This window comes from Ensifer adhaerens, from assembly GCF_000697965.2.
GTDB lineage: Bacteria > Pseudomonadota > Alphaproteobacteria > Rhizobiales > Rhizobiaceae > Ensifer > Ensifer adhaerens.
Window position 1 is genome coordinate 466,590 of record NZ_CP015880.1, and the last position, 20,253, is coordinate 486,842.

Annotated in this window: 17 protein-coding genes; 11 read left to right on the plus strand and 6 right to left on the minus strand. The window is 64.2% G+C overall.

From position 1 onward, the window contains the following. The first annotated feature begins 33 nt into the window (after positions 1 to 33). Positions 34 to 915 carry a patatin-like phospholipase family protein gene (locus tag FA04_RS02160; protein ID WP_034800986.1) on the plus strand — a complete coding sequence of 294 codons (882 nt, stop codon included), beginning with the start codon at positions 34 to 36 and terminating at the stop codon, positions 913 to 915. Between the two features lie 71 nt (positions 916 to 986). Here the strand turns inward: FA04_RS02160 and FA04_RS02165 are convergent, their stop codons facing one another. Next, positions 987 to 2,822: a monovalent cation:proton antiporter-2 (CPA2) family protein gene (locus tag FA04_RS02165; RefSeq protein WP_034800989.1), complete on the minus strand. Its 1,836-nt coding sequence runs from the start codon at positions 2,820 to 2,822 to the stop codon at positions 987 to 989. A 147-nt stretch (positions 2,823 to 2,969) separates the two neighbouring features. Here FA04_RS02165 and FA04_RS02170 point away from each other — a divergent pair, with 147 nt between their 5' ends. The 6 genes from FA04_RS02170 to lpxK all read left to right on the plus strand — a co-directional run bounded on the left by FA04_RS02170 (position 2,970) and on the right by lpxK (position 8,901). After that, positions 2,970 to 4,316, plus strand: a complete 1,347-nt coding sequence (locus FA04_RS02170; protein ID WP_034800992.1) for a TldD/PmbA family protein — start codon at positions 2,970 to 2,972, stop codon at positions 4,314 to 4,316. Positions 4,317 to 4,400: 84 nt separating this feature from the next. Beyond that, positions 4,401 to 5,216: a 3'(2'),5'-bisphosphate nucleotidase CysQ gene (locus tag FA04_RS02175; RefSeq protein WP_034800994.1), complete on the plus strand. Its 816-nt coding sequence runs from the start codon at positions 4,401 to 4,403 to the stop codon at positions 5,214 to 5,216. Positions 5,217 to 5,276: 60 nt separating this feature from the next. Continuing rightward, positions 5,277 to 5,513, plus strand: a complete 237-nt coding sequence (locus tag FA04_RS02180; protein WP_034800996.1) for a DUF4170 domain-containing protein — start codon at positions 5,277 to 5,279, stop codon at positions 5,511 to 5,513. 91 nt (positions 5,514 to 5,604) lie between these two features. After that, a complete protein-coding gene (gene waaA, locus FA04_RS02185) occupies positions 5,605 to 6,918 on the plus strand; it encodes a lipid IV(A) 3-deoxy-D-manno-octulosonic acid transferase (RefSeq protein WP_034800999.1) in 1,314 nt (437 codons plus the stop codon). Positions 6,919 to 6,942: 24 nt separating this feature from the next. Beyond that, on the plus strand, positions 6,943 to 7,647 hold the full coding sequence (locus tag FA04_RS02190; RefSeq protein WP_034801001.1) for an HAD family hydrolase: 705 nt from the start codon (positions 6,943 to 6,945) through the stop codon (positions 7,645 to 7,647). A gap of 213 nt (positions 7,648 to 7,860) precedes the next feature. After that, the gene (gene lpxK, locus FA04_RS02195) at positions 7,861 to 8,901 is read left to right on the plus strand and encodes a tetraacyldisaccharide 4'-kinase (RefSeq protein ID WP_034801004.1); all 1,041 of its coding nucleotides are present in this window, start codon (positions 7,861 to 7,863) and stop codon (positions 8,899 to 8,901) included. Between the two features lie 53 nt (positions 8,902 to 8,954). On the opposite strand, the gene FA04_RS02200 is transcribed toward lpxK, so the two are convergent. Together FA04_RS02200 and mutL are read right to left on the minus strand one after the other, a co-directional pair. Beyond that, positions 8,955 to 9,188, minus strand: coding sequence for a DUF2093 domain-containing protein (locus tag FA04_RS02200; protein ID WP_034801006.1), 234 nt, complete (start codon positions 9,186 to 9,188; stop codon positions 8,955 to 8,957). Between the two features lie 90 nt (positions 9,189 to 9,278). Next, positions 9,279 to 11,096, minus strand: a complete 1,818-nt coding sequence (gene mutL, locus FA04_RS02205) for a DNA mismatch repair endonuclease MutL (RefSeq protein ID WP_034801009.1) — start codon at positions 11,094 to 11,096, stop codon at positions 9,279 to 9,281. A gap of 381 nt (positions 11,097 to 11,477) precedes the next feature. Here mutL and FA04_RS02210 point away from each other — a divergent pair, with 381 nt between their 5' ends. Together FA04_RS02210 and FA04_RS02215 are read left to right on the plus strand one after the other, a co-directional pair. Beyond that, on the plus strand, positions 11,478 to 13,196 hold the full coding sequence (locus FA04_RS02210) for a response regulator (protein WP_034801011.1): 1,719 nt from the start codon (positions 11,478 to 11,480) through the stop codon (positions 13,194 to 13,196). 263 nt (positions 13,197 to 13,459) lie between these two features. Further along, positions 13,460 to 14,806 carry a putative bifunctional diguanylate cyclase/phosphodiesterase gene (locus tag FA04_RS02215; RefSeq protein ID WP_051659581.1) on the plus strand — a complete coding sequence of 449 codons (1,347 nt, stop codon included), beginning with the start codon at positions 13,460 to 13,462 and terminating at the stop codon, positions 14,804 to 14,806. Positions 14,807 to 14,812: 6 nt separating this feature from the next. On the opposite strand, the gene FA04_RS02220 is transcribed toward FA04_RS02215, so the two are convergent. Next, positions 14,813 to 15,751 (minus strand): LysR substrate-binding domain-containing protein, encoded by a 939-nt coding sequence (locus tag FA04_RS02220; RefSeq protein WP_034801015.1) that lies wholly within the window; start codon positions 15,749 to 15,751, stop codon positions 14,813 to 14,815. 92 nt (positions 15,752 to 15,843) lie between these two features. On the opposite strand from FA04_RS02220, the gene FA04_RS02225 reads away from it, so the two are divergent. Further along, positions 15,844 to 17,394 (plus strand): trimethylamine methyltransferase family protein, encoded by a 1,551-nt coding sequence (locus FA04_RS02225; RefSeq protein ID WP_034801018.1) that lies wholly within the window; start codon positions 15,844 to 15,846, stop codon positions 17,392 to 17,394. 25 nt (positions 17,395 to 17,419) lie between these two features. Here the strand turns inward: FA04_RS02225 and FA04_RS34965 are convergent, their stop codons facing one another. Further along, entirely contained in the window at positions 17,420 to 17,998 is a 579-nt protein-coding gene (locus tag FA04_RS34965; RefSeq protein ID WP_034801020.1) for a hypothetical protein, read from the minus strand. Between the two features lie 116 nt (positions 17,999 to 18,114). Then, positions 18,115 to 18,753, minus strand: a complete 639-nt coding sequence (locus FA04_RS02235) for a PRC-barrel domain-containing protein (RefSeq protein WP_034801021.1) — start codon at positions 18,751 to 18,753, stop codon at positions 18,115 to 18,117. A 355-nt stretch (positions 18,754 to 19,108) separates the two neighbouring features. Here FA04_RS02235 and FA04_RS02240 point away from each other — a divergent pair, with 355 nt between their 5' ends. Then, positions 19,109 to 20,203, plus strand: a complete 1,095-nt coding sequence (locus tag FA04_RS02240) for a hypothetical protein (RefSeq protein WP_051659570.1) — start codon at positions 19,109 to 19,111, stop codon at positions 20,201 to 20,203. The last annotated feature ends 50 nt before the right edge of the window (positions 20,204 to 20,253 follow it).

Here is a 20,253-nt window from a genome sequence, read left to right on the forward strand (position 1 = left end):
TTTTCTCAACCCGCCCAGCGCGGAGGCATGCCGATGAAGCAGGATCTTTCGATGACGCATGGATCGGCTGGGGCCCCGGCGCGGCCCACCGTCGCGCTGGCGCTTGGCGGTGGCGGCGCCCGCGGTCTTGCGCATATCCATGTCATCGAGGCACTGGATGAACTCGGCATTCGGCCGGTCGCGATCGCGGGCTCGTCGATCGGCGCGATCATGGGCGCCGGCATGGCGGCGGGTTTGCGCGGCGAAGAGATCCAGGCCCATACGCTTTCCACCGTCGGCCACCGGCGCGAAGTGGTCAACCGCCTGTGGCAATTGCGGCCGTCGAGCCTTTCCGAAGCGATGGCGAGCGGCTTCCGTTTCGGCCAGTTCAATGTCGAGCGGGTGCTCAAGGCCTTCCTGCCCGAGGCCATCCCGCAGAAATTCTCCGACCTCGAAATCCCGCTGAAGGTAGTCGCCACCGACTATTACGGTCAGACGGAGAAGATCTGCGAGAAGGGCGACCTCCGCAAGGCCCTGGCTGCGTCTGCGGCGCTGCCGGCGATCTTCACGCCGGTCCGGATCGACGGGCGGGTCATGATCGACGGCGGCATCTACAATCCCATTCCCTTCGATCACCTGCGCGGCCTTGCCGATATCGTCATTGCGGTCGATGTCGTCGGCGGGCCGGATGGCGACGGCAAGGCGATCCCGAGCCGGATCGACAGCCTGTTCGGCGCGAGCCAGCTGATGATGCAGTCGATCATCGCCATGAAGCTGAAGGAGGGGGCGCCGGACATCCTGTTGCGTCCCGATGTCGGCCGCTACCGCGTGATGGATTTCCTGCGCGCCCAGGACGTGCTGAACGCAACGGCTGCGATCAAGGACGAACTGAAGCGCGCCCTCGAAGAGCGGATGACAGCGCCAAGGCTCACCTGAACCTTGGTGTTTGAAGCTTGGGGCCTGAACAACCTTGGCAATGACGGCGCGTGCCGTCGCAGCGTGAGCGGTTAGGCGCTTTCGCGCTCGTCCGCGGGAAGGCCCGGGAGGATCCGTTCGCCAGTCTCTTGCGAATGGTCGACCTCGCGCTTCGGCTTGACCAGCGGCTCCGGACGCACAGGCCGCGAGTGCAGCATGTCGCGGCCGGCGGTGATGCCCTCGGCCTCCTGTAGCACGAGGCGCGCCTCGTCGCGCTTGCGGATGTCGTCCATGATCGCGATCGCCTCGTCGTCGCCGACCCCCAGTGCCTCCAGTGTCTTGCGGCCGAAGAGCAGGCCGGACTCGAAGGTCTCGCGCAGTTCGTAGTCGACACCCTTGGCGCGCAGTTCCAGCGTGTGCAGACGATCGTAGGAGCGGGCGTAGATGCGGGCATTCGGATATTCGGATTGCACGAGATCGATGATGTGGTCGGTCGTTTCCTTCTTCTGGGTGCAGACGGCGACGATCTTGGCCCGTTCGATGCCCGCGGCGCGCAGCACGTCGAGACGGTTGCCGTCGCCGAAGTAAATCCGGAAGCCGAAGGTCGCGGCCTGGCGCACGCGCGCGGCGGAATGATCGATGATCGTCACATCGCGACCGCCGGCAAGCAGGATCTGGGCGGCGATCTGGCCGAAGCGGGAGAAGCCGATCATCAGCACATCGGCATTGGCGCCGTCGAAGTCTTCTTCGATCTCTTCGTCCATCTCGTCCTGCTCGCGCATCAATTTCGGCGCGAGCATTGAGGCAAGGGGCGTCAGCGCCATCGACAGGGTCACGATCGCGACCAGCAGCGAGGCGTTGCCGTCCGAGAAGACGCCGGCGCTTGCCGCCGCCGTGAACAGCACGAAGCCGAACTCGCCGCCCTGCGGCAAGAGCAGGCTGATGCGCACGGCGTCATTGTGATGTGATCCGGTGAAGCGGCAGAGCCAATAGAGAACCAGGCTCTTCAGTGCCATCAGCAGCGGCACGGCGATGATGATCAGCTGGTAGCGCTCGACGATGACGCCGAGCTCTAGCGACAGGCCGACCGCCATGAAGAACAGCGCCTGCAGGATACCGCGAAACGGCTCGATATCCGCCTCGAGTTCATGGCGGTAGGAGGACTCGGCCAGCAACACGCCTGCAAGGAAGGCACCCATGGCCATCGACAATCCGGCGAGCTGCATCATGGTCGCCGCCCCCATGACCACAAGCAGTGCGGCGGCGATCATGACATCGCGTGCGCCGGTGCGAGCGATGAGCTGGAACAGCGGGTTCACAAGGTAGCGCCCGGCAGCGAAGAGCACGACGATCGCAGTGGTGGCGATGGCGAAATCCTCGAGCGGCGGCGTGGTGTCCTCGGGCGCCTGTGCCGCCAGCAGCGGGATCAGCGCCAGAAGCGGCACGATCGCGAGATCCTGCAGCAGCAGGATCGAGAAGGCGCGTTGCCCGTAGCGCGTGTTGCGGTCGTTGCCCTCGTCGAGGATCTGCATGGCGAATGCCGTCGACGAGAGGGACAGTCCGAAGCCGGCGATGATGCTGCCGCCATGATCGAGGAGGCCGAGGGCATAGATGGCGTAGGAAAGCAGGATGCCTGTCAGCAGCACCTGCGCCGTGCCGAGGCCGAAGATGTCGCGCCGCATCTGCCAGAGGCGCGAAGGCTTGAGTTCGAGCCCGATGATGAAGAGCAGGAAGACGACGCCGAGTTCCGAGACGTGCAGGATCTGCTCGCCTTCGGTGATGCTTTGGGCGACAGGTCCGATCAGCACGCCGGCCGAAAGGTAGCCGAGGATCGTGCCGAGCCCGAGCCGCTTGAAGATGGGAGCGGCGATCACTGCGCCACCGAGCAGCATCAGGGCCTGGGAATAGATGATCGGTGTCGTTGCCATGCCTCAGGCTTTCACTGTTGCTGAACCCGGCCCCCAAGCGGAGCATTCGAGAGCGCTTCATTTGCGGTGTTTGAGCGGGAATCGGGTCGATGCCCTTGATGCCTGCTTCGCCGCACAATAAATGGGGCAGGAATGAAAGGCCACACCATGTCAGACACGATCGATTCTGCCGACCTCGAAAAACGCGCATCCGAACTCGTGGACCTCGCCCGCAAGGCCGGCGCCGATGCGGCGGACGCGGTGGTGGTGCGCGGGCGCTCCCGCTCCGTCTCCGTCCGCCTCGGCAAGGTCGAAGCGACGGAAGCCTCCGAAAGTGACGACTTTTCGCTCCGTGTTTTTGTCGGACGGCGTGTCGCCAGCGTTTCGGCCAATCCGGGTTTTGACCTGAAGCTGCTCGCGGAGCGCGCGGTTGCCATGGCCAAGGCTTCGCCGGAGGATCCCTTCGCCGCGCTGGCGGACGCCGACCGGCTGGCGAAGTCCTATCCGGACCTCGACCTTTTCGACGCCACGGCGGTTTCCACTGAAACCCTGACCGAGGCAGCGCTTGCCGCCGAAGAGGCGGCACTCGCGGTCTCGGGCGTTACCAATTCCAGCGGCGCTGGGGCATCGGCCGGCATGGGCGGGCTGGTACTTGTCACCTCGCATGGCTTTTCCGGCTCCTACATGGCCACCCGCTTTGGCCGCTCCGTCAGCGCGATTGCCGGCGAGGGCACCAAGATGGAGCGCGACTACGATTATGATAGCCGCCTCTTCTTTGCCGACCTGCGCGACGCCGACGAAATCGGCCGCCTGGCCGGCGAGCGCGCGGTCGCCCGCATCAATCCGCGCCAGGTGCCGACCGCCAAGAATGTCACCGTCGTCTTCGATCCACGCATAGCCCGCGGCTTCGTCGGCCATCTGGCCGGCGCAATCAATGGCGCGGCTGTCGCCCGCAAGACGAGTTTCCTGCGCGACATGATGGGCAAGCAGATCCTGAAGTCGGGTCTTTCCGTGACCGACGACCCGCTGATCGTGCGTGGCTCCTCTTCGCGTCCCTTTGACGGCGAAGGGGTCAGCGGCGAGAAACTGGCGATGGTCGAAGATGGTGTGCTGAACCACTGGTTCCTGTCCACATCGGCAGCGCTCGAACTCGGGCTTCAGACCAACGGCCGCGGCGTGCGCGGCGGTCCGACGGTCAATCCGTCCTCGACCAATCTGGCGCTCGAGCCGGGATCGATCTCGCGGGACGATCTCATCCGCGGGGTTGGCACCGGCTTCTACGTCACCGAACTGATCGGCCAGGGCGTCAATATGGTGACCGGCGAATACAGCCGCGGCGCCTCCGGCTTCTGGATCGAGAACGGCGAGCTGACCTTTGCCGTCTCTGAAGTCACGATCGCGTCCAATCTCAAAGACATGTTCATGGCGCTGACGCCGGCAGACGACATCGACCGCAAGTTCGGCGTCGCGGCGCCGACGCTCGCCATCGAGGGCATGACGCTCGCCGGCCTCTGACAAGGCCGCTGGAAAAGCAGGCGCGGGAAGCCCGCGCCGATCCCGCCTTCCGGACAAGGGAGAGGCGGGCTGACGGGGTTTTGAATGTCTGACACAGCACCACCGGGCGCGGACTGGAAGCCGGATCTCGACGTGATCCGTGCCGCGGCGGTTGTCGCCGGCGAAACCGCGCTCGGCTATTTCCGCAAGGCGCCCGACGTCCGCTGGAAGAACGAAGGCCGCTCGCCGGTAAGCGAGGCGGATCTTGCCGCAAACGATGTGCTGAAGACGCGCTTGCTTGCGGCCCGGCCCGATTACGGCTGGCTGTCGGAGGAGACGGACGACGATCTGAGCCGGCTGTCGCGCGAAACGGTCTTCGTCGTCGATCCGATCGACGGCACGCGGGCTTTCATCGCCGGCAAGGAACTCTGGTGCGTCAGCGTCGCCGTCGTGCATCGCGGCCAGCCCGTTGCCGGCGTGCTCTATGCCCCGGCGCTCGATGAACTCTTCGAGGCGGTCGCAGGCGGCAGTGCGCTGAAAAACGGTGCCCAAATCTCGGTGCGCGAGGCAAAACCCGGGGAAACACTGCATCTGGCGGCTGCCGAGGACACGATCGGCAAGCTTCCGGCGCCCTATCGCAGCGCCGTTACCCGTATCCCGCATGTGCCGTCGCTTGCCTATCGGCTGGCCATGGTTGCCGACGGGCGGATCGACGGCACGCTGGTGAAGAAGAACTCCCACGACTGGGACCTGGCTGCAGCAGATCTCATTCTAGCGAGCGCCGGCGGCGCGCTGGCCGATCTCGATGCGCAGCCGCTCTCATACAATCGATCCACTGTCGTTCACGGGGTTCTCTGCGCGGCGGCAAAGCCGCTCTTGCCGGGCCTGATCGCCGCATCGCGGTCCATGGAGCCCCATTGACCTTTGAGGCTGAATGCCTCAAATCAACGCCCACACCCAACAAGAATAAATGGAAGTCCGATGGCTCACGACACCGAGAAAAAACAACGTCTGCACCTCGTCTTCGGCGGCGAACTCACCACGCTGACTGACGTACATTTCCGCGACCTGGACAAGCTCGATATCGTCGGCATCTACCCGGACTACGAAAGCGCCCTGACTGCTTGGAAATCCAAGGCGCAGATGACCGTCGACAACGCTCACATGCGTTACTTCATCGTCCACATGCACCGTCTGCTCGACCCGGAAAACGGCTGATGCCGATGAGGTCGGGATGCGCGGTGTTTACCCGCATGCCAGTCGCCCTTAAGTCTCTCCGGGCCGGAACGGCCGGGGAAGGTGGCCTGTCATGAGCAGCTTTCGCGCGCGCCTGGCGCTGTCCAGCTACCGCTGGATCGGCTCGGCCATCTATCCTCTCGTCTGGTCCTACCTTGCCATTCGCGCGGCGAAGGGCAAGGAGGATCCGGCGCGCCGCCGTGAGCGCTACGGCCATGCCAGCGAGCCGCGGCCGCAGGGCCCCCTCGTCTGGTTCCACGCGGCAAGCGTCGGCGAAACCAACGCCGTCATCCCGATGATCAAGGAAATTAGGCGGCGCGGCATCCACGTCGTGCTGACGACCGGGACGATGACCTCGGCGCGTGTCGTGGCCGAGCGCCTGGGGTCGACGGTGATCCACCAGTATGTCCCGCTCGATTTCAAGCCGGCCGTCAGCCGTTTTCTCAACTACTGGGAGCCGGATCTGGCGATCATCGCCGAATCCGAGATCTGGCCGATGACCATCCTGGAACTCGGCCGCCGCCATATCCCGCAGGTTCTGGTCAATGGGCGTATGTCCGACCGGACCTTCGCGCGCTGGAAGCGTCGGCCGGCGCTCGCCGATGCGCTGTTCGAGAATCTCGCGCTCGTCATTGCCCAGTCCGATGTCGATGCGGAGCGCTTCCGCACGCTCGGTGCGCTGCCGGTCATGGTGTCGGGCAATCTCAAGGTCGACACCGACGCGCCGCCACACGATCCGCAGGCGCTGAAGGAGTATCGCCAGCAGATCGGCACGCGCAAGACCTGGGCGGCGATCTCGACCTTCGACGGCGAGGAGGCGGCCGCCGGTGTCGTGCACCGTGCGCTCAAGGAGCGAACCGGCCTTCTAACGATCATCGTTCCGCGCCATCCCGATCGCAGCGACGCCATCGAGGCGGCGCTGACGGCCAAGGGGCTGAAGGTCGCCCGGCGCACGCGCCGCGACGCGCTGACGCCGGACGTCGATATCTTCCTTGGCGACACGATCGGCGAAATGGGTCTCTATCTCCGCCTGACGGAGGTTGCCTTCGTCGGCCGTTCGCTGTTTGCCGAAGGCGGTCAGAACCCGCTGGAGCCGGCCATGCTCGGCTGTGCCATCCTGTCAGGCGGCAACGTCCAGAATTTTCGCGAGACCTACCAGACGCTGGCCAAGAACGGCAGCGCCAAGATCGTGCGCGATGTCGAGATGCTGGCCAAGGGCGTCAACTATCTGCTCGCCAACGACGACATGCGTCGCTCGATGATCGATGCCGGCCTCGAAACCGTGCAAGAGATGCGCGGCGCCCTGTCGGCGACGATGAAGGGACTTGAGCCCTATATCAATCCGCTCATCGTCAAGGCGCGTCTCAACCCGCCGACCGACAACTGATCCAGCAGGAGACGAAGCCTCGTCATGACCGCAGCCAAAGCCATAGCCGGCATCCTGTTCGACAAGGATGGAACCCTGCTCGACTACGCAAAGAGCTGGGTACCGGTGAACTACGAACTGGCGCGGATCGCGGCAAAGGGTGATGAGGCTCTGGCCCGCACGCTGCTTGCAGCCGGCGGCATGGACGCCGACACCGGCCACGTGCTGCCCGACAGCCTGCTTGCCGCAGGCAACACGGTCGAGATCGCGACCGGCTTCGTCGGCGCGGGCGCGCCCTTCACGGTTGCCGAACTGACGACCCTGCTTGACGGCCTGTTTGCGCGCTCGGCTGAATATGCCGTGCCGGTGACCGATCTCGGCGCTTTCTTCGCCGGGCTGCACGCCAAGGGCTACCGCCTCGGTGTCGCCTCGAGCGACAACGAGCGTTCGATCCGCGAAACGGCAAAGCGCTTCGGCTTCGAGGATTACCTGCACTATGTGGCGGGCTACGACAGCGGCTACGGCGTCAAGCCGGAGCCGGGCATGGTGCTTGGCTTTTGTGCTGCGACCGGCCTTGAGCCGCAGCAGGTCGTCGTCGTCGGTGACAACAATCACGACATGCACATGGGCCGCAGCGCCGGCGTCGGCATGACGGTCGCCGTCCTGACGGGTACCGGCTCGCGCCAGTCGCTTGCGGCGGCTTCCGACCATTGCCTCTCGGATATCACCGAACTCGAAGCTGTCCTCTAGATCGAGTTGCGGCAGCACTTGCCGCGATTGCCTTCAGTTTTGCATCGTGATCGGCCCGGTTCAGCGCCCCTGCCGTGGCCGTATTGGTCTCCATAGCTTGCGTTTTTTCCCGTTCTGACGTTTTTTGTCGCAATCCGCCGGTTTCGACCGGCGAACAAACCGTCCCTCCCGGAAACGGAAGGACCTGAGCGGCCGGGAGGCCACGGAACGAAGATGGTATCGGAAGCGCCGCCATTCTGGTGGACCAAGGCGGATTGGCGTGCGCGCGCGTTGTGGCCGTTCTCATGGGTTTACGGACGGATTGCCGGCATGCGCATGGATCGCGCGCAGCGCGCCTCCGTGCCGGTCCCGGTCATCTGCATCGGCAATTTCACCGTCGGCGGCGCCGGCAAGACGCCGACCTCCATCGCGCTTGCGCGCGTCATCCGCGAAAAGGGGCTGAAGCCCGGCTTCCTCAGCCGCGGTTATGGCGGCTCGCTCGACGTGACGACCGTCGTCGATCTGGAACATCACCGCGCCCGCGACGTCGGCGACGAACCATTGCTGTTGGCGAAGGAGGCCTTGACCGTCGTCTGCCGCCGCCGCGTCGATGGGGCTCGCCGGCTGGTGAAGGAAGGCGTCGACATCATCATCATGGACGACGGTTTCCAGAGCGCGCGGCTGGCCTTCGACTTCGCGCTTTTGGTGATCGATTCCCGCCGCGGCATCGGCAACGGCTATCTGGTGCCGGCGGGCCCGGTGCGGGCGCCACTGTCGAACCAGCTCCGCCACGCCACGGCCCTGCTCAAGATCGGTGACGGCATCGAGGCCGACGCCCTGATCCGTCGCGCCGCCCGCGCCGGCAAGCAGATCTACGAAGCCGACGTCATAAGGCGCGACGACGGATCGCTAAATGGCGTCAAGGTGCTTGCCTGGGCGGGCATTGCCGATCCGGAGAAGTTCTACCGCACCGTTCGGGAGACGGGCGCCGTCATCGAGGAAACCCGCAGTTTTCCCGACCACCACCATTTCTCCGAGGACGAAATCGCCGATCTGCTCGACCAGGCTGCAGCGCTCGGCTGCCAGCTCGTTACCACGGCCAAGGATCTGGTGCGCCTGGAGCCCGGCCACGGCCGCGCCGCCGAACTCGCCGCAGCGAGCAGGGTGATCGAGATCGATGTGCGCTTCGACGACCCGATGGCGCCGAAAAAGATCATCGAGACGGCGCTTGCCGCGGCGCGTGCCCGCAAGCTGCGCGAAGGCGCGGCTAAGTAACGGCGCCCTGTGGGTCGTGGCGCCGGAGTGCCGTCGTTGGTGTCCGGGCTTGATTAGCGGCGCTGGTTGGGCAGCGCGCCTGCGCGCTTTTCCGCCTCGAGCGAGGCTTCCGCGTCGACATAGGGCTCCTGCCGGGCGACGCTCCAGTAACGCAGTTCGTCGACGGGGATGATCTTGCCGGTCATCGCGCAGACCACGTGCGAACCCGCAAGCACGATCTGAAAGTCGCCGTCGAGATAACGGATCTTCGCTTCGCGCGAAGCGCTTCCTTCAAACCGGTTCATCATGCTCGGCGCCTGTTTCCGTCTTCGTTATTGGTTCTCTGGTCTAGCTCGCCGTCCGGAAAAATGCCAGTCGCATTTCGCCAGGCGTGAAGATCAGCTCCGGCCGAACAGCCGTTCGATATCGGAGAGCTTGAGTTCGATATAGGTCGGCCGGCCGTGATTGCACTGGCCCGAGCCGGGCGTCGCCTCCATTTGCCTCAAAAGCGCGTTCATCTCCTCGGTGCGCATGCGCCGTCCCGAGCGCACCGATCCGTGGCAGGCCATGGTCGCGGCGAGATATTCGAGCCGGCTCGTCAGCCCGCTTGCCGTATCCCATTCGGCAAGCTCGTCGGCGAGCTGGCGCACGAGACCGACGGCATCCATTTCGCCGAGCATGGCCGGCGTTTCGCGCACCGCAATCGCGCCCGGTCCGAAGCGCTCGATCGCGAGACCCAGGCGGGAGAACTCCTCCGCATGGGCCATCAACCGGTCGCAATCGTCTTCGGGCAGGTCGACGATCTCCGGGATCAGCAGCGCCTGGGCGGCGACCGGTCGCGAATGCAGCGCCGTACGCATCGCCTCGAACACCAGCCGCTCGTGCGCGGCATGCTGGTCGACGATGACGAGGCCGTCATCGGTCTGGGCGACGATGTAGTTTTCGTGCAGTTGGGCGCGCACGGCGCCGAGCGGGAACGATTGCGGCGGCGGCGGTTGCGGGGCCTCCGGCGCCGGCACGGGCATTTCTCGCTCGAACGGGGTGGCGACACGCGCGGAAGGGGCGGAAAATGCCGCAAAGCTTGCCTGCGGCTGCTCGCCGAGGTGGCGCAGCATCGCGTCGAATTGTGTCGGCCGGGAAGGCGACGTCTCGGCGCTCCAGGGCTGCGGGCGGTAATCGCCGGAGCGGAACGCCTGCATCATGCCGCGGGCGCCCGTCGTTGCGGCGCGGTCGCCGTCGCGCGTCAGCGCCTGACGGATCGCGCCGATGATCAGCCCGCGGATCAGGCCGGGGTCGCGGAAGCGCACGTCGGACTTTGCGGGATGCACGTTGACGTCGACGAGCGCCGGGTCGAGCGTGATCGACAGCACGGCGACCGGATAGCGGCCGCTCGGGATCGTCTCGGAATAGGCGGCACGGATCGCTGACAGCAGCAACTTGTCCTGCACCGGGCGGCCATTGACGAAGACATATTGCTGCAGCGAGTTGCCGCGATTGTAAGTCGGCACGCCGGCAAAGCCGGTCAGTTCGACGTCTTCCCGCGCCGCATCGATCTCGATCGCATTGTCGCGAAAATCCTTGCCGAGCACTTGCGCCATGCGCGCCAGCCGGTCGTCGCCGGTTGCCGGGAATTCGAGTGTCGAGCGGTCGCTGCCGGAGAGCACGAAACGGACCGCCGGAAACGCGATCGCCATGCGGCGCACCACTTCCGAAATGGCCGCCGCTTCCGCCTTCTCGGTCTTCATGAACTTCAGTCGGGCCGGGGTGGCGAAGAACAGATCGCGCACTTCGACGACGGTGCCGGTATTGGCGGGCGACGGGCGGACCGCCTCGGTTTTGCCGCCGGTAACCGCAATGACCGCGCCTTCGCTGGCGCCGGCCGTGCGCGTCGTGATCGACAGCCGGGCGACCGAGCCGATCGAAGGCAGGGCCTCGCCGCGAAAGCCGAGGGTGCGGATGTCGAAGAGGCTGTCGTCGAGCTTCGACGTGCAGTGCCTTCGGACCGCAAGTTCGAGGTCGCCAGGTGCCATGCCCGAGCCGTTGTCGGTGACCCGCAGCAGCGTCTTGCCGCCGCCGGCGGTCGCGATCTCGATGCGGGTCGCGCCGGCGTCGAGCGCATTCTCGATCAGCTCCTTGGCGGCGCTGGCCGGACGTTCGATCACTTCGCCGGCGGCGATTTGGTTGATGAGGGTTTCTGAAAGCTGCTTGATGGCCATGGCCCATTTTCCGGGATTCGCCGCGGAAACGGAAGAGGGGACGGTATCTCGTCCCCGGTCGCGAGCGCTTGGTGCCGACACCCTTGAAAAATGATCGAGGGTTTAATCGGCCCTTAACACTCTGCTGCGATTTTCCACAACAACCTGAATGATCACGGGTTTTGTCTTTTGAGCCTTGCGGCGTAGCTGGACGCCGCACTCCCGCCGCTCGAAGAGACGCCTGCCAAGGCCACCCCAGCATGTCCCGAAATGAAACCGCCGTTGCAGCGCCGCGCGTCATTATGAAGACGCGGCAGGCCGTTGTGGCACTTTGGATGGCCGCCTGTTCCCCCTGATCTGACGATCCAGGGACACATGCGGTAGGCGAGTGAGGACAGTGCGATGAGCGATGGGGCGCCGAACGGCGCGGACATCAACAGGGTCATTCTTGAGTCGAGTTGCGACGCACTCGGCATCGCTGTGCTTGTCTGCAGCCGGGACGATACCATTCTCTTTGCCAGCCGCACGATGCTGCAATTTTTCCCGGTCCCGGCGGAAGCCCTGATGCCGGGCGCGCGGCTCAGGGATTTCCTCGGTGCCGTCTATGACACCGGTGTCCGTCCGGGCACCGTCCCGGAAAACAGCCGCCGACGCACCAACCGCGAGGAATGGATTGCCGAGCACATGGCGCTGCATTGGCGCGAGCGCTACGAGAGCGTAGAGCGCGCCGGCCGCACCCGCTGGGTTTCGATGCGCAAGCGCCGCCTGTCGAGCGGCATGGGCATCCTGTCGATCAGCGACGTCTCTGACCAGAAGAAGCGCGACGAACAGCTTCAGACCGACCTGGAGCGGGTGGAGCTGACCGAGCAGATCCTCGACGCGCAGCCCAATCCCATCTGCGTCAAGGATCGCAATCTCAATTACATCGCAGTCAACAAGGCCTTCTGCCTGATCCATGACCTGGCGCAGGACGCCATCCTCGGCCGCTCAGCCTGGGACCTGGTCGAGAGCGACCTGGCGGAGCGCTTCGAACAGTCCGATCGCATGGTGCTTGAAACCGGCAAGCCGTTTTCGCAGGCCGAGCACATCGTGCGTGCCGACGGCAGCGACCTCTGGGTGCTGACCCGCAAGTACCGCGTCGGCATGCCCGGCCGCCATTTCGTCGTCACCTGCATGAACGACGTGACCGATATTGCCGTCTGGTATCCGGGCGGCGAGGAGCCCTCGGGCGAGGTCACCCTGCAGATCCGCGACTACAGCATTTTTGCCGCGGCGCAGAATTTCTACGATCCTTTCCGGGCGCTGAATGTCCAGCAGCTCGTCGAGGCGGGGTCGATGATCGAGACCTTGCCGGCGCGCGGCCTGCGGGTGCTTCTGGCGACCGACGACCGAGCGCTGGAGGAGCGGCTTGTCGCCCGGCTGCGCGGCTCCGGGCTCGACGCCTGCGCCGTTCGCGATGTCGACGAATTGCACGCCTTCTGCGCTGCTGTCGACGAGGCGGGGCTGAAACTCGACATCCTGCTGCTCGACGCGGCTTTCCCCGAGCGGCAGAAGATAGCTGCCGGCTGGCGCGACAGCCCGATCCTCCCGGTGTCCGCCGATCAGGACGGGGCGGCGGTGCTTGCGGAAGTCTTCCGTGTTTGTTCCGAGCGCGCGGGTGCCGCGCTGCAACCGGAATGGTCGCTGTCGTTCGAGGCCGAAGAGATCGCGCCGCCGCCGCCGGCTCCGCAGGTCGACGTGCTCGTTGCCGAGGACAATCAGATCAACCAGTTCGTCTTCACCCAGATCCTCGAGGGGCTCGGCGTTTCGCATCGGATCGCCGCCAACGGTCGCGAGGCCGTCGAACTCTGGCACGAACTGCAACCGGCCCTTGTGTTGATGGATGTGTCGATGCCGGTCATGAACGGCTTCGACGCAACCGTCGCAATCCGGTCGGCTGAAAAGGGACGCGCACAGAAAACTCCGATCATCGGGGTTACCGCCCAGGCCTTGGATATCGACCTGCAGCAATGCAAGGCATGCGGCATGGACGACCACATCATGAAGCCGGTGAGCCCCGATATGATCGAGGCGGTGTTGAGAAAATTCATGCCGGTGAAGGCAGTACGAACGGCAGGTTGAGTAAAAGGCGTGTCAACTCGCTAGAATTGGGGAGGCCAATGGCAAATCTTGGAGCGGCACGATATCGGATTGTTAACCGCCGATTGCGATCGTCTGCCCCGAATTGCCGCTAAAGTGTAGAGCCCCATCCGTATGCCTCGCATCCACCTCGTTGCCCAAGCCCCGGTCGTGTCGGAAAGACACAGCCGGTCTTCGTCGTGGCGCACGCTGGCGGCGGGCTCGATCGCACGCCATCCCTGCCAGATGAGTGGGGGACGGCGATGATGACAGCGGAAACTCCTTACCACCGTGTTGGCCGCGAGGCGCCTGCGGCCCGGGGTGATGTCGATCAACTGACGGGGCTCGGCAACGCCCGTTGCCTGCGCCAGTGTGTCCTTGATCTCGCCGAGGAGCGTGCCAGCGACCCGGCCCCGTTCACCATCGGCCTTGCCAATATCGATGGTTTCAAGCCGATCAATGACCTGTTCGGACCGGAAGCGGGCGACGAAATCCTCTGCCAGGTGGCCTATCGCCTGAAGGCCTGCGCGCCCGAGGGCGCCACGATCATCCGTTTCGACAGCGATGAATTTGCCTTCGTGTTGCCGCTGATCTTCGAGCGCAAGGGCGCCGAGAAGATCGGACAGATGCTGAAGGAGGTGCTGTCGGCCCCCTTTGATCTCGGCGACCGTCACGTTCGTCTGTCCGCCTCCTTCGGTTTCGCCGTTTATCCCTTTGCCGGAGAGGTATTCGAGGACCTCCTGAAAAGCGCCGATACCGCGCTTTATCGCTCGAAGCGCCGCGGCCGCGGGCAGATCACCGTCTACTCGCAGGAGATCGCCCAGGAGATGAAGCGCGCGACGCAGCTTGAGCAAGCGCTGCGCAACGCCATCATCGCCAACGAGGTTGACGTGCACTTCCAGCCGATCGTCGATCTGCGCAACGACGCGGTTGTCGGCTTCGAGGCCTTGGCGCGCTGGTGCGATGCCGATCTCGGCTATGTCTCGCCGGCGGTGTTCGTGCCGCTCGCCGAAGAGCGTGGTTTCATCGATTCGCTCGCCGAGGTCCTGCTGCGCAAGGCAGCCCATGCCGCGCTTTCCTGGCCGAAGGAGCTCTTCCTCTCCTTCAATCTCTCCTCGGCGCAGCTCACGGATCCGACCACCAGCCGGCGCCTGCTGTCGATCATCAGCCAGATCGGCCTCGACCCGCGGCGCCTGGAGCTGGAAATCACCGAAACGGCCGTCATGGCCGATGCGGATATCGCCCAGAAGATCGTTGCGGAACTGCGCGCCGCCGGCGTCCGCGTCTCGCTCGACGACTTCGGCACGGGCCAGTCGAGCCTTGGCCGGCTGCGCGACTTCTCCTTCGACAAGGTCAAGATCGACCGGGCCTTCGTCTCGCGCATTTCTGCCGATCGTGCCTCGGAGCATATCATCAAGGCGATCGTGTCGATGTGCGAGGGGCTTGAGCTCGAAGTCGTCGCCGAAGGCATCGAGGATTTTTCCGAAGCCCTGAAACTGAAGGCGCTCGGCTGCGGACTGGGGCAGGGCTACTTCTATGGAAAGCCCGCCGATGCGGTGGCGACGATGCGCTATCTTGCCGATCGCTACCGCGATCTTCCCGCCCAGGCCTGATCCGGGTTAGTCCTCGGCGCCGGACATCGCTGCGCGGTCGCGCCGCCCCTCATCCAGCAGCCAGTCACGCACCCTTTTGGCCTGCGCATTCAGTTCGCGCGATCGCGGCCAGACGACGTAGAAGGCAAGGCCCGTCTTCAGCACGTGTCCGGCGACCGGGACCAGCGCGCCCGAGCGGATCTGCGGATAGATCAAGTGTTCCCAGCCGAGCGCCACGCCTTCGCCGGATAGCACCGCCTGGATCACCAGGACATAGTCGTTGATCGAAAGCCGGCGCGCCTGTTTGGGATAGGCAAGACCGGCGCTCGCAAACCACTCGGTCCAGTCGCAGGCGCGTCGGACCGGCTCTTCCAGGTGGATGAGATTGTGGCGTGGCAGGTCGGCGGCCGTTTTCGGCAAGCCGTGCCGCTCGATATAGGCGGGTGTGGCGACCGCGTTGACCACCTCGTCGGCGAGCAGGGCGGCATGGTAACGCGGCCAATGGCTTGGGTCGCCGCCGCGGATGCCGAGCGGGATCGGCTCTTCCTCCAGATCGAGGTCGCGCACGCTGGTCTGGATCCGGAGATCGATTTCCGGCAGGTCCTCGCGCATGCGGTTGAGGCGCGGCAGCATCCACATCGAGGCAAAAGCGGTGGAGGCCGCGAGCGTCACGTTGGTCTCGCGGCCTTTGGCGCGAATGTCTTCGGCCGACTTCTGGATGCGCGACAGGCCGACGGAGACGTCGGCATGAAACTTCTCGCCCGCTTCCGTCAGCTCGACCGCGCGGTGCACGCGATGAAACAGCGGCACGCCCAGCTGTTCCTCAAGACCGCGCACGGCGTAGGAGACTGCAGCCTGGGTCATGCCGAGCTCGTTGGCAGCACGGGTGAAGTTCTGGTGGCGGCCGGCTGCCTCGAACACGATGAGGCTTGTGGCGGACGGGAGCAGGCGGCGCAGGTTTTCCATAAATGACCCTTATAGCATGGATCGAATTTTTCCAGCGTTACAGTGGAGTTTTTCGCCCATAGCATCATCTGAGATGATGGGAGGATATGGGCATGGATACGGCACTGGCAACGGACGCGGCGGTACCGAGACGGACACGCGGCACACGGCCGAACCGGCGCGAGGGCGCAGGACGCAGCCTCGGTGTTCCCTACATCACCAGAAACATTCCGACCTACGATATCCTCGGCGAGGAAAGCCTGCTTCGGATCGAAGCGATTGCCGATCGAATCCTTGCCGAAGTCGGCATCGAGTTTCGCGACGACCCGGTTTCTCTCGATCACTGGCGAAGGGCCGGCGCGAAGGTCGACGGCGTCCGGGTGACCTTCGAACCGGGCATGCTGAAGGAAATCGTCGCCTCGGCGCCGCACCAGTTTACCCAGCATGCCCGCAATCCGGCGCGCAATGTCGAGATCGGCGGCAACAACGTCGTCTTCTCGCCGGCCTATGGCTCGCCCTTCGTCATGGACCTCGACAAGGGCCGGCGCTACGGCACGATCGAGGACTTCCGCAACCTGATCAAGCTGGCGCAGTCGAGCCCCTGGCTGCACCATTCCGGCGGCACGATCTGCGAGCCGGTCGACGTGCCGGTCAACAAGCGCCACCTCGACATGGTCTACAGCCATATCAAATATTCCGACCGCGCCTTCATGGGTTCGATCACGGCGGAAGACCGTGCCGAAGATTCGATCGAGATGGCGCGCATTCTCTTTGGTCGCGATTTCGTCGATCGCAACTGCGTCATCCTCGGCAACGTCAACGTCAATTCGCCGCTCGTCTGGGACGGGACGATGACGAAGTCGCTACGCGCCTATGCGCGGGCAAACCAGGCCGCGGTCATTGTGCCCTTCATCCTTGGCGGCGCCATGGGGCCGGTCACCAATGCCGGCGCCATCGCCCAGTCCTATGCCGAGACGCTTGCCGGCTGTGCACTGACCCAGCTGGAGCGCAAGGGCGCCCCGGTCATTTTCGGCAATTTCCTGTCGTCCATGTCGCTGCGCTCGGGCTCGCCCACCTTCGGCACGCCGGAACCGGCGATCGGCAGCATGGTCGTCGGCCAGCTTGCGCGCCGGCTCGGCCTGCCGCTGCGCTGTGCCGGCAATTTCTCCAATTCGAAGCTGCCGGATGCACAGGCGATGCAGGAAGGCGCGATGTCGATGCTCTCGGCGGTGCATTGCGGCGCGAATTTCATCCTGCATTCCGCCGGCTTCGTCGATGGGCTGCTCGCCATGTCCTACGAGAAGTTCGTTATGGACACCGACTTCTGCGGCGCGCTGCATGCCTATCTTGCCGGCGTGGTCGTCGACGACAACACGCTGGCCATGGACGCCTTCCTGCAGGTCGGTCCCGGCAGCCATTTCCTCGGCTGCGACCACACCATGCGCAACTACCAGACCGCCTTCTGGGATTCGGCCCTTTCGGACAACGAGCCCTTCGAGAAATGGGTTGAGGAGGGCGAGACCGACATGGCGACGCGTGCCAACCGCGCCTGGAAGAAGACGCTTGCCGAATATGAAGCGCCGCCGCTGGATGTGGCGCGCGACGAGGCGCTGATCGATTATGTCACGCGCCGCAAGGAGAGCATGGCGGATGCTTGGTACTGACGAAGCCGGCATTCTCGGTCGCCTTTCAAGGAACAGGAAACGACATCGTCGAAAGATCCGCTGCTGCAGCCTTCCCGCCTGAGCCGACGACCTCGTCGTGTCGAGCTGGGATATCATCGCCGGGACGGTGAAGCCGGAGGGGCCGGTGCCGCTCTATGACGACAACGGCGCCTATAGCGGCATGATGGCGGCCGAGCTGATCGCGCGAGGCGGCGGCGAGCAGATCGTCTCGCCCGAGCGCATGTTCGCGCCCGAGGTCGGGGGCATGAACCATGTGCCCTATGCGACCGCCTTTGCCGAACACAATGTCCGGGTGACGATCAACACGCGGCTGAAATCCGTTCGGCGGGAGTGCAATGGCCTTGTTGCGACGCTCGGTTCCGATTTTTCGGACAAGGCAACGATCAAGGGGCGTGTCGCGCCACTGGTGGTCGAGGTGCCGATGGACGACCTCTGTCGTGAACTCGAGCTGCTTTCTCGGAAGCTGGGGGGCGTCGATTACAAGGCGCTGCTTCGCGGTGAGAACCCCACCCCGCAGAAAAACCTCGATGCCCGCTTCGACATGTTCCGGATCGGCGATGACGTCGCCAGCCGCAACATCCACGCGGGCATTTACGATGCCTACGCGACGGAGTGCTCGTCTGACGCAAAGCCAAGGCGGCGGTGCCTGGCACCGCCGCCCGTTGGAAGGCGTACTGAACAGCTTGGAATGCTACGACGTTACTGCTGCGGCTGTTCGGTACCCTGCTGCATCGGCTGCGCCGGTGCAGTAGTCGTGGTCGAAGAGGTCGTCGACGTGTCAACCGGCTGGTTGGCGTTCTGTTCGGCAACCTGCTGCGCCTTCGTCTTGAACTCCGGAGCCGACTTCAGCGTATCGGCGGTTTCGGTGGTCGTCAGCTTCAGCTTGTCCGTGTTGGGCTGCTCGGCGATCGTGATGCGATCAAACGGAACCGCTACGTCCTTTTCGCCGAGACCCAGGAAGCCGCCGACACCGATTACGGCCGCTTCCACGCCGCCATCCTTCTTCATGATCAGGTCGTTGATCTCGCCGATGCTTTCGTCACCGGCATTGTAGACGCTCTGGCCGATATAGGTGCTGGTTGCGATCTGGTCGCTTGCCTGCTCGGTCAGATAGGTGGCGTCCGATTGCGCCATATCAGCGGTCTTGGTTTCCGTGATCGGCGGCTTCGTTTCAGCCTGATCGGCCGGAGCCATGGCGTCCGGGGCGGGCTGCGCCGGCTGCATTGTCTGCGGCTGTTCCATCGGCTTGGTTGCGTCCTGCGCGAAAGCCACCGGGGCGACAGTAAGACCCGCGAAGAGCGCGCCGGCTGCGACGGTTGTTACGAGTTTCTTGATCATCTCAAACTGCCTTTCCTTGACGTTTCGATCAGGGCGCGGCCTGGCTTCTGCCGCCAGGTCGACCGCGCCGGTGATATGGTGTCAACGCCCGGGAGCCCGAACGGTTCCGGAAAAAATAGTCAAAGTTTCAGGTCGAAAGGTCCGTTGCCGGTGAACGTGACCCTCGTCCGCGATTTTCCAAGGATTGTCGGCAATCTCGCGCGGACATGTATTTTGGATTTCGAATATATGTATTTTAGTGATCAATTATGTACTTTGGGTCATTCATGAATTCTTGAGCGTTCTTGTCGATACTTGGCAGATGGCAGGAAATAGCGCGCAGCGTCGTCACCCTGTTATCCCGGGATGGTTTTCGATGTTTTTGCCGCGCCGCTTTCTTTCTGTTTCCTTGCTCTCCGTTCTGGCGATGGCCGGCCTCGTTCTGATCGAGCGCAATCTTTTTGGGCTGCGCTATTTTTCGGAACGGGTTCCTGGCGTCGAGCCCTACAATCTCTGGCATGCCTGGGTGGCGCTGAGCCTGTCACTCGCGGCGGTTCAGGGCTTTACCCGCGATGCCGCCTGGCTGGGCGCGCCGGAGCTGCGGCTGGCGTCCGGCCGCGAGCTTGGGCTTTGTGTCGCCGGCTGGATGCTCGCCGTGCTGATGGCGCTGGTGTTCGTTGCCGATCCCCTCGGTTTCAGCCTTCTGGCGCGTGAAGACGGCCTGGTCGAATGGGCCTCTGCCCTGCTGATCTTCATCGCCAGCGGTTTCTTTGCGTTTGCTGCCGTCGGGCAACTGCGCGTGGCCCGTTCAGGAATGGGACGTCGCGCCTGGATGGCCGCGGCTTTTGCAGCGCTTCTGGCGCTTTGCTTCTTCGTGGTCGGCATGGAGGAGATATCCTGGATGCAGCGCGTCTTCGGTATCGCCACGCCGGAGGGCCTGCTCGCGCTCAACAAGCAGCAGGAATTGAACCTGCACAACATCTCCACCGGCTTCTCGGAACTGCTCTACTACACCGGCAGCTTCTTCCTTTTGACGCTGGCGCCCTTCGTCTGGCTCTATCTGCGCAAGAGCATCAGCCTTGGTCGGCTCGATGCTTTTGCGCCGAGCGTGCTGGTGCTGGCGGCAAGCGCCCCGATGGCCGCCTTCAACAGCGACAACTGGAGCATGTTGCCGACGCAGATGATGGTGATGATGACCGTGATCATACTGCTGATGGTTGCCGATATCGCGCTGAGGGCAGGGCACTGGCGCGAGTTCATCGTGCTGACGGCAGGCGCCATTCTGATCGTCGCGATCCAGGAGCTGTTCATTCTCCAGGCTTCCACGCTCGTGCGCCTTTGGGACCCGACCGAGTACAAGGAGTTTTTCATTGCGCTCGGGCTCGCCATCTACGGCTTTGAAACCTGGTCGCGACTGCGTTCGCCGGCCGCAAGGCTTTCGCCGTTGGGCTCCCGTCCCCTGGCCGGATAAAAATACCCCGCCTGACGGGCGGGGTATTTGAAACGCGTCTGCCTCGAACT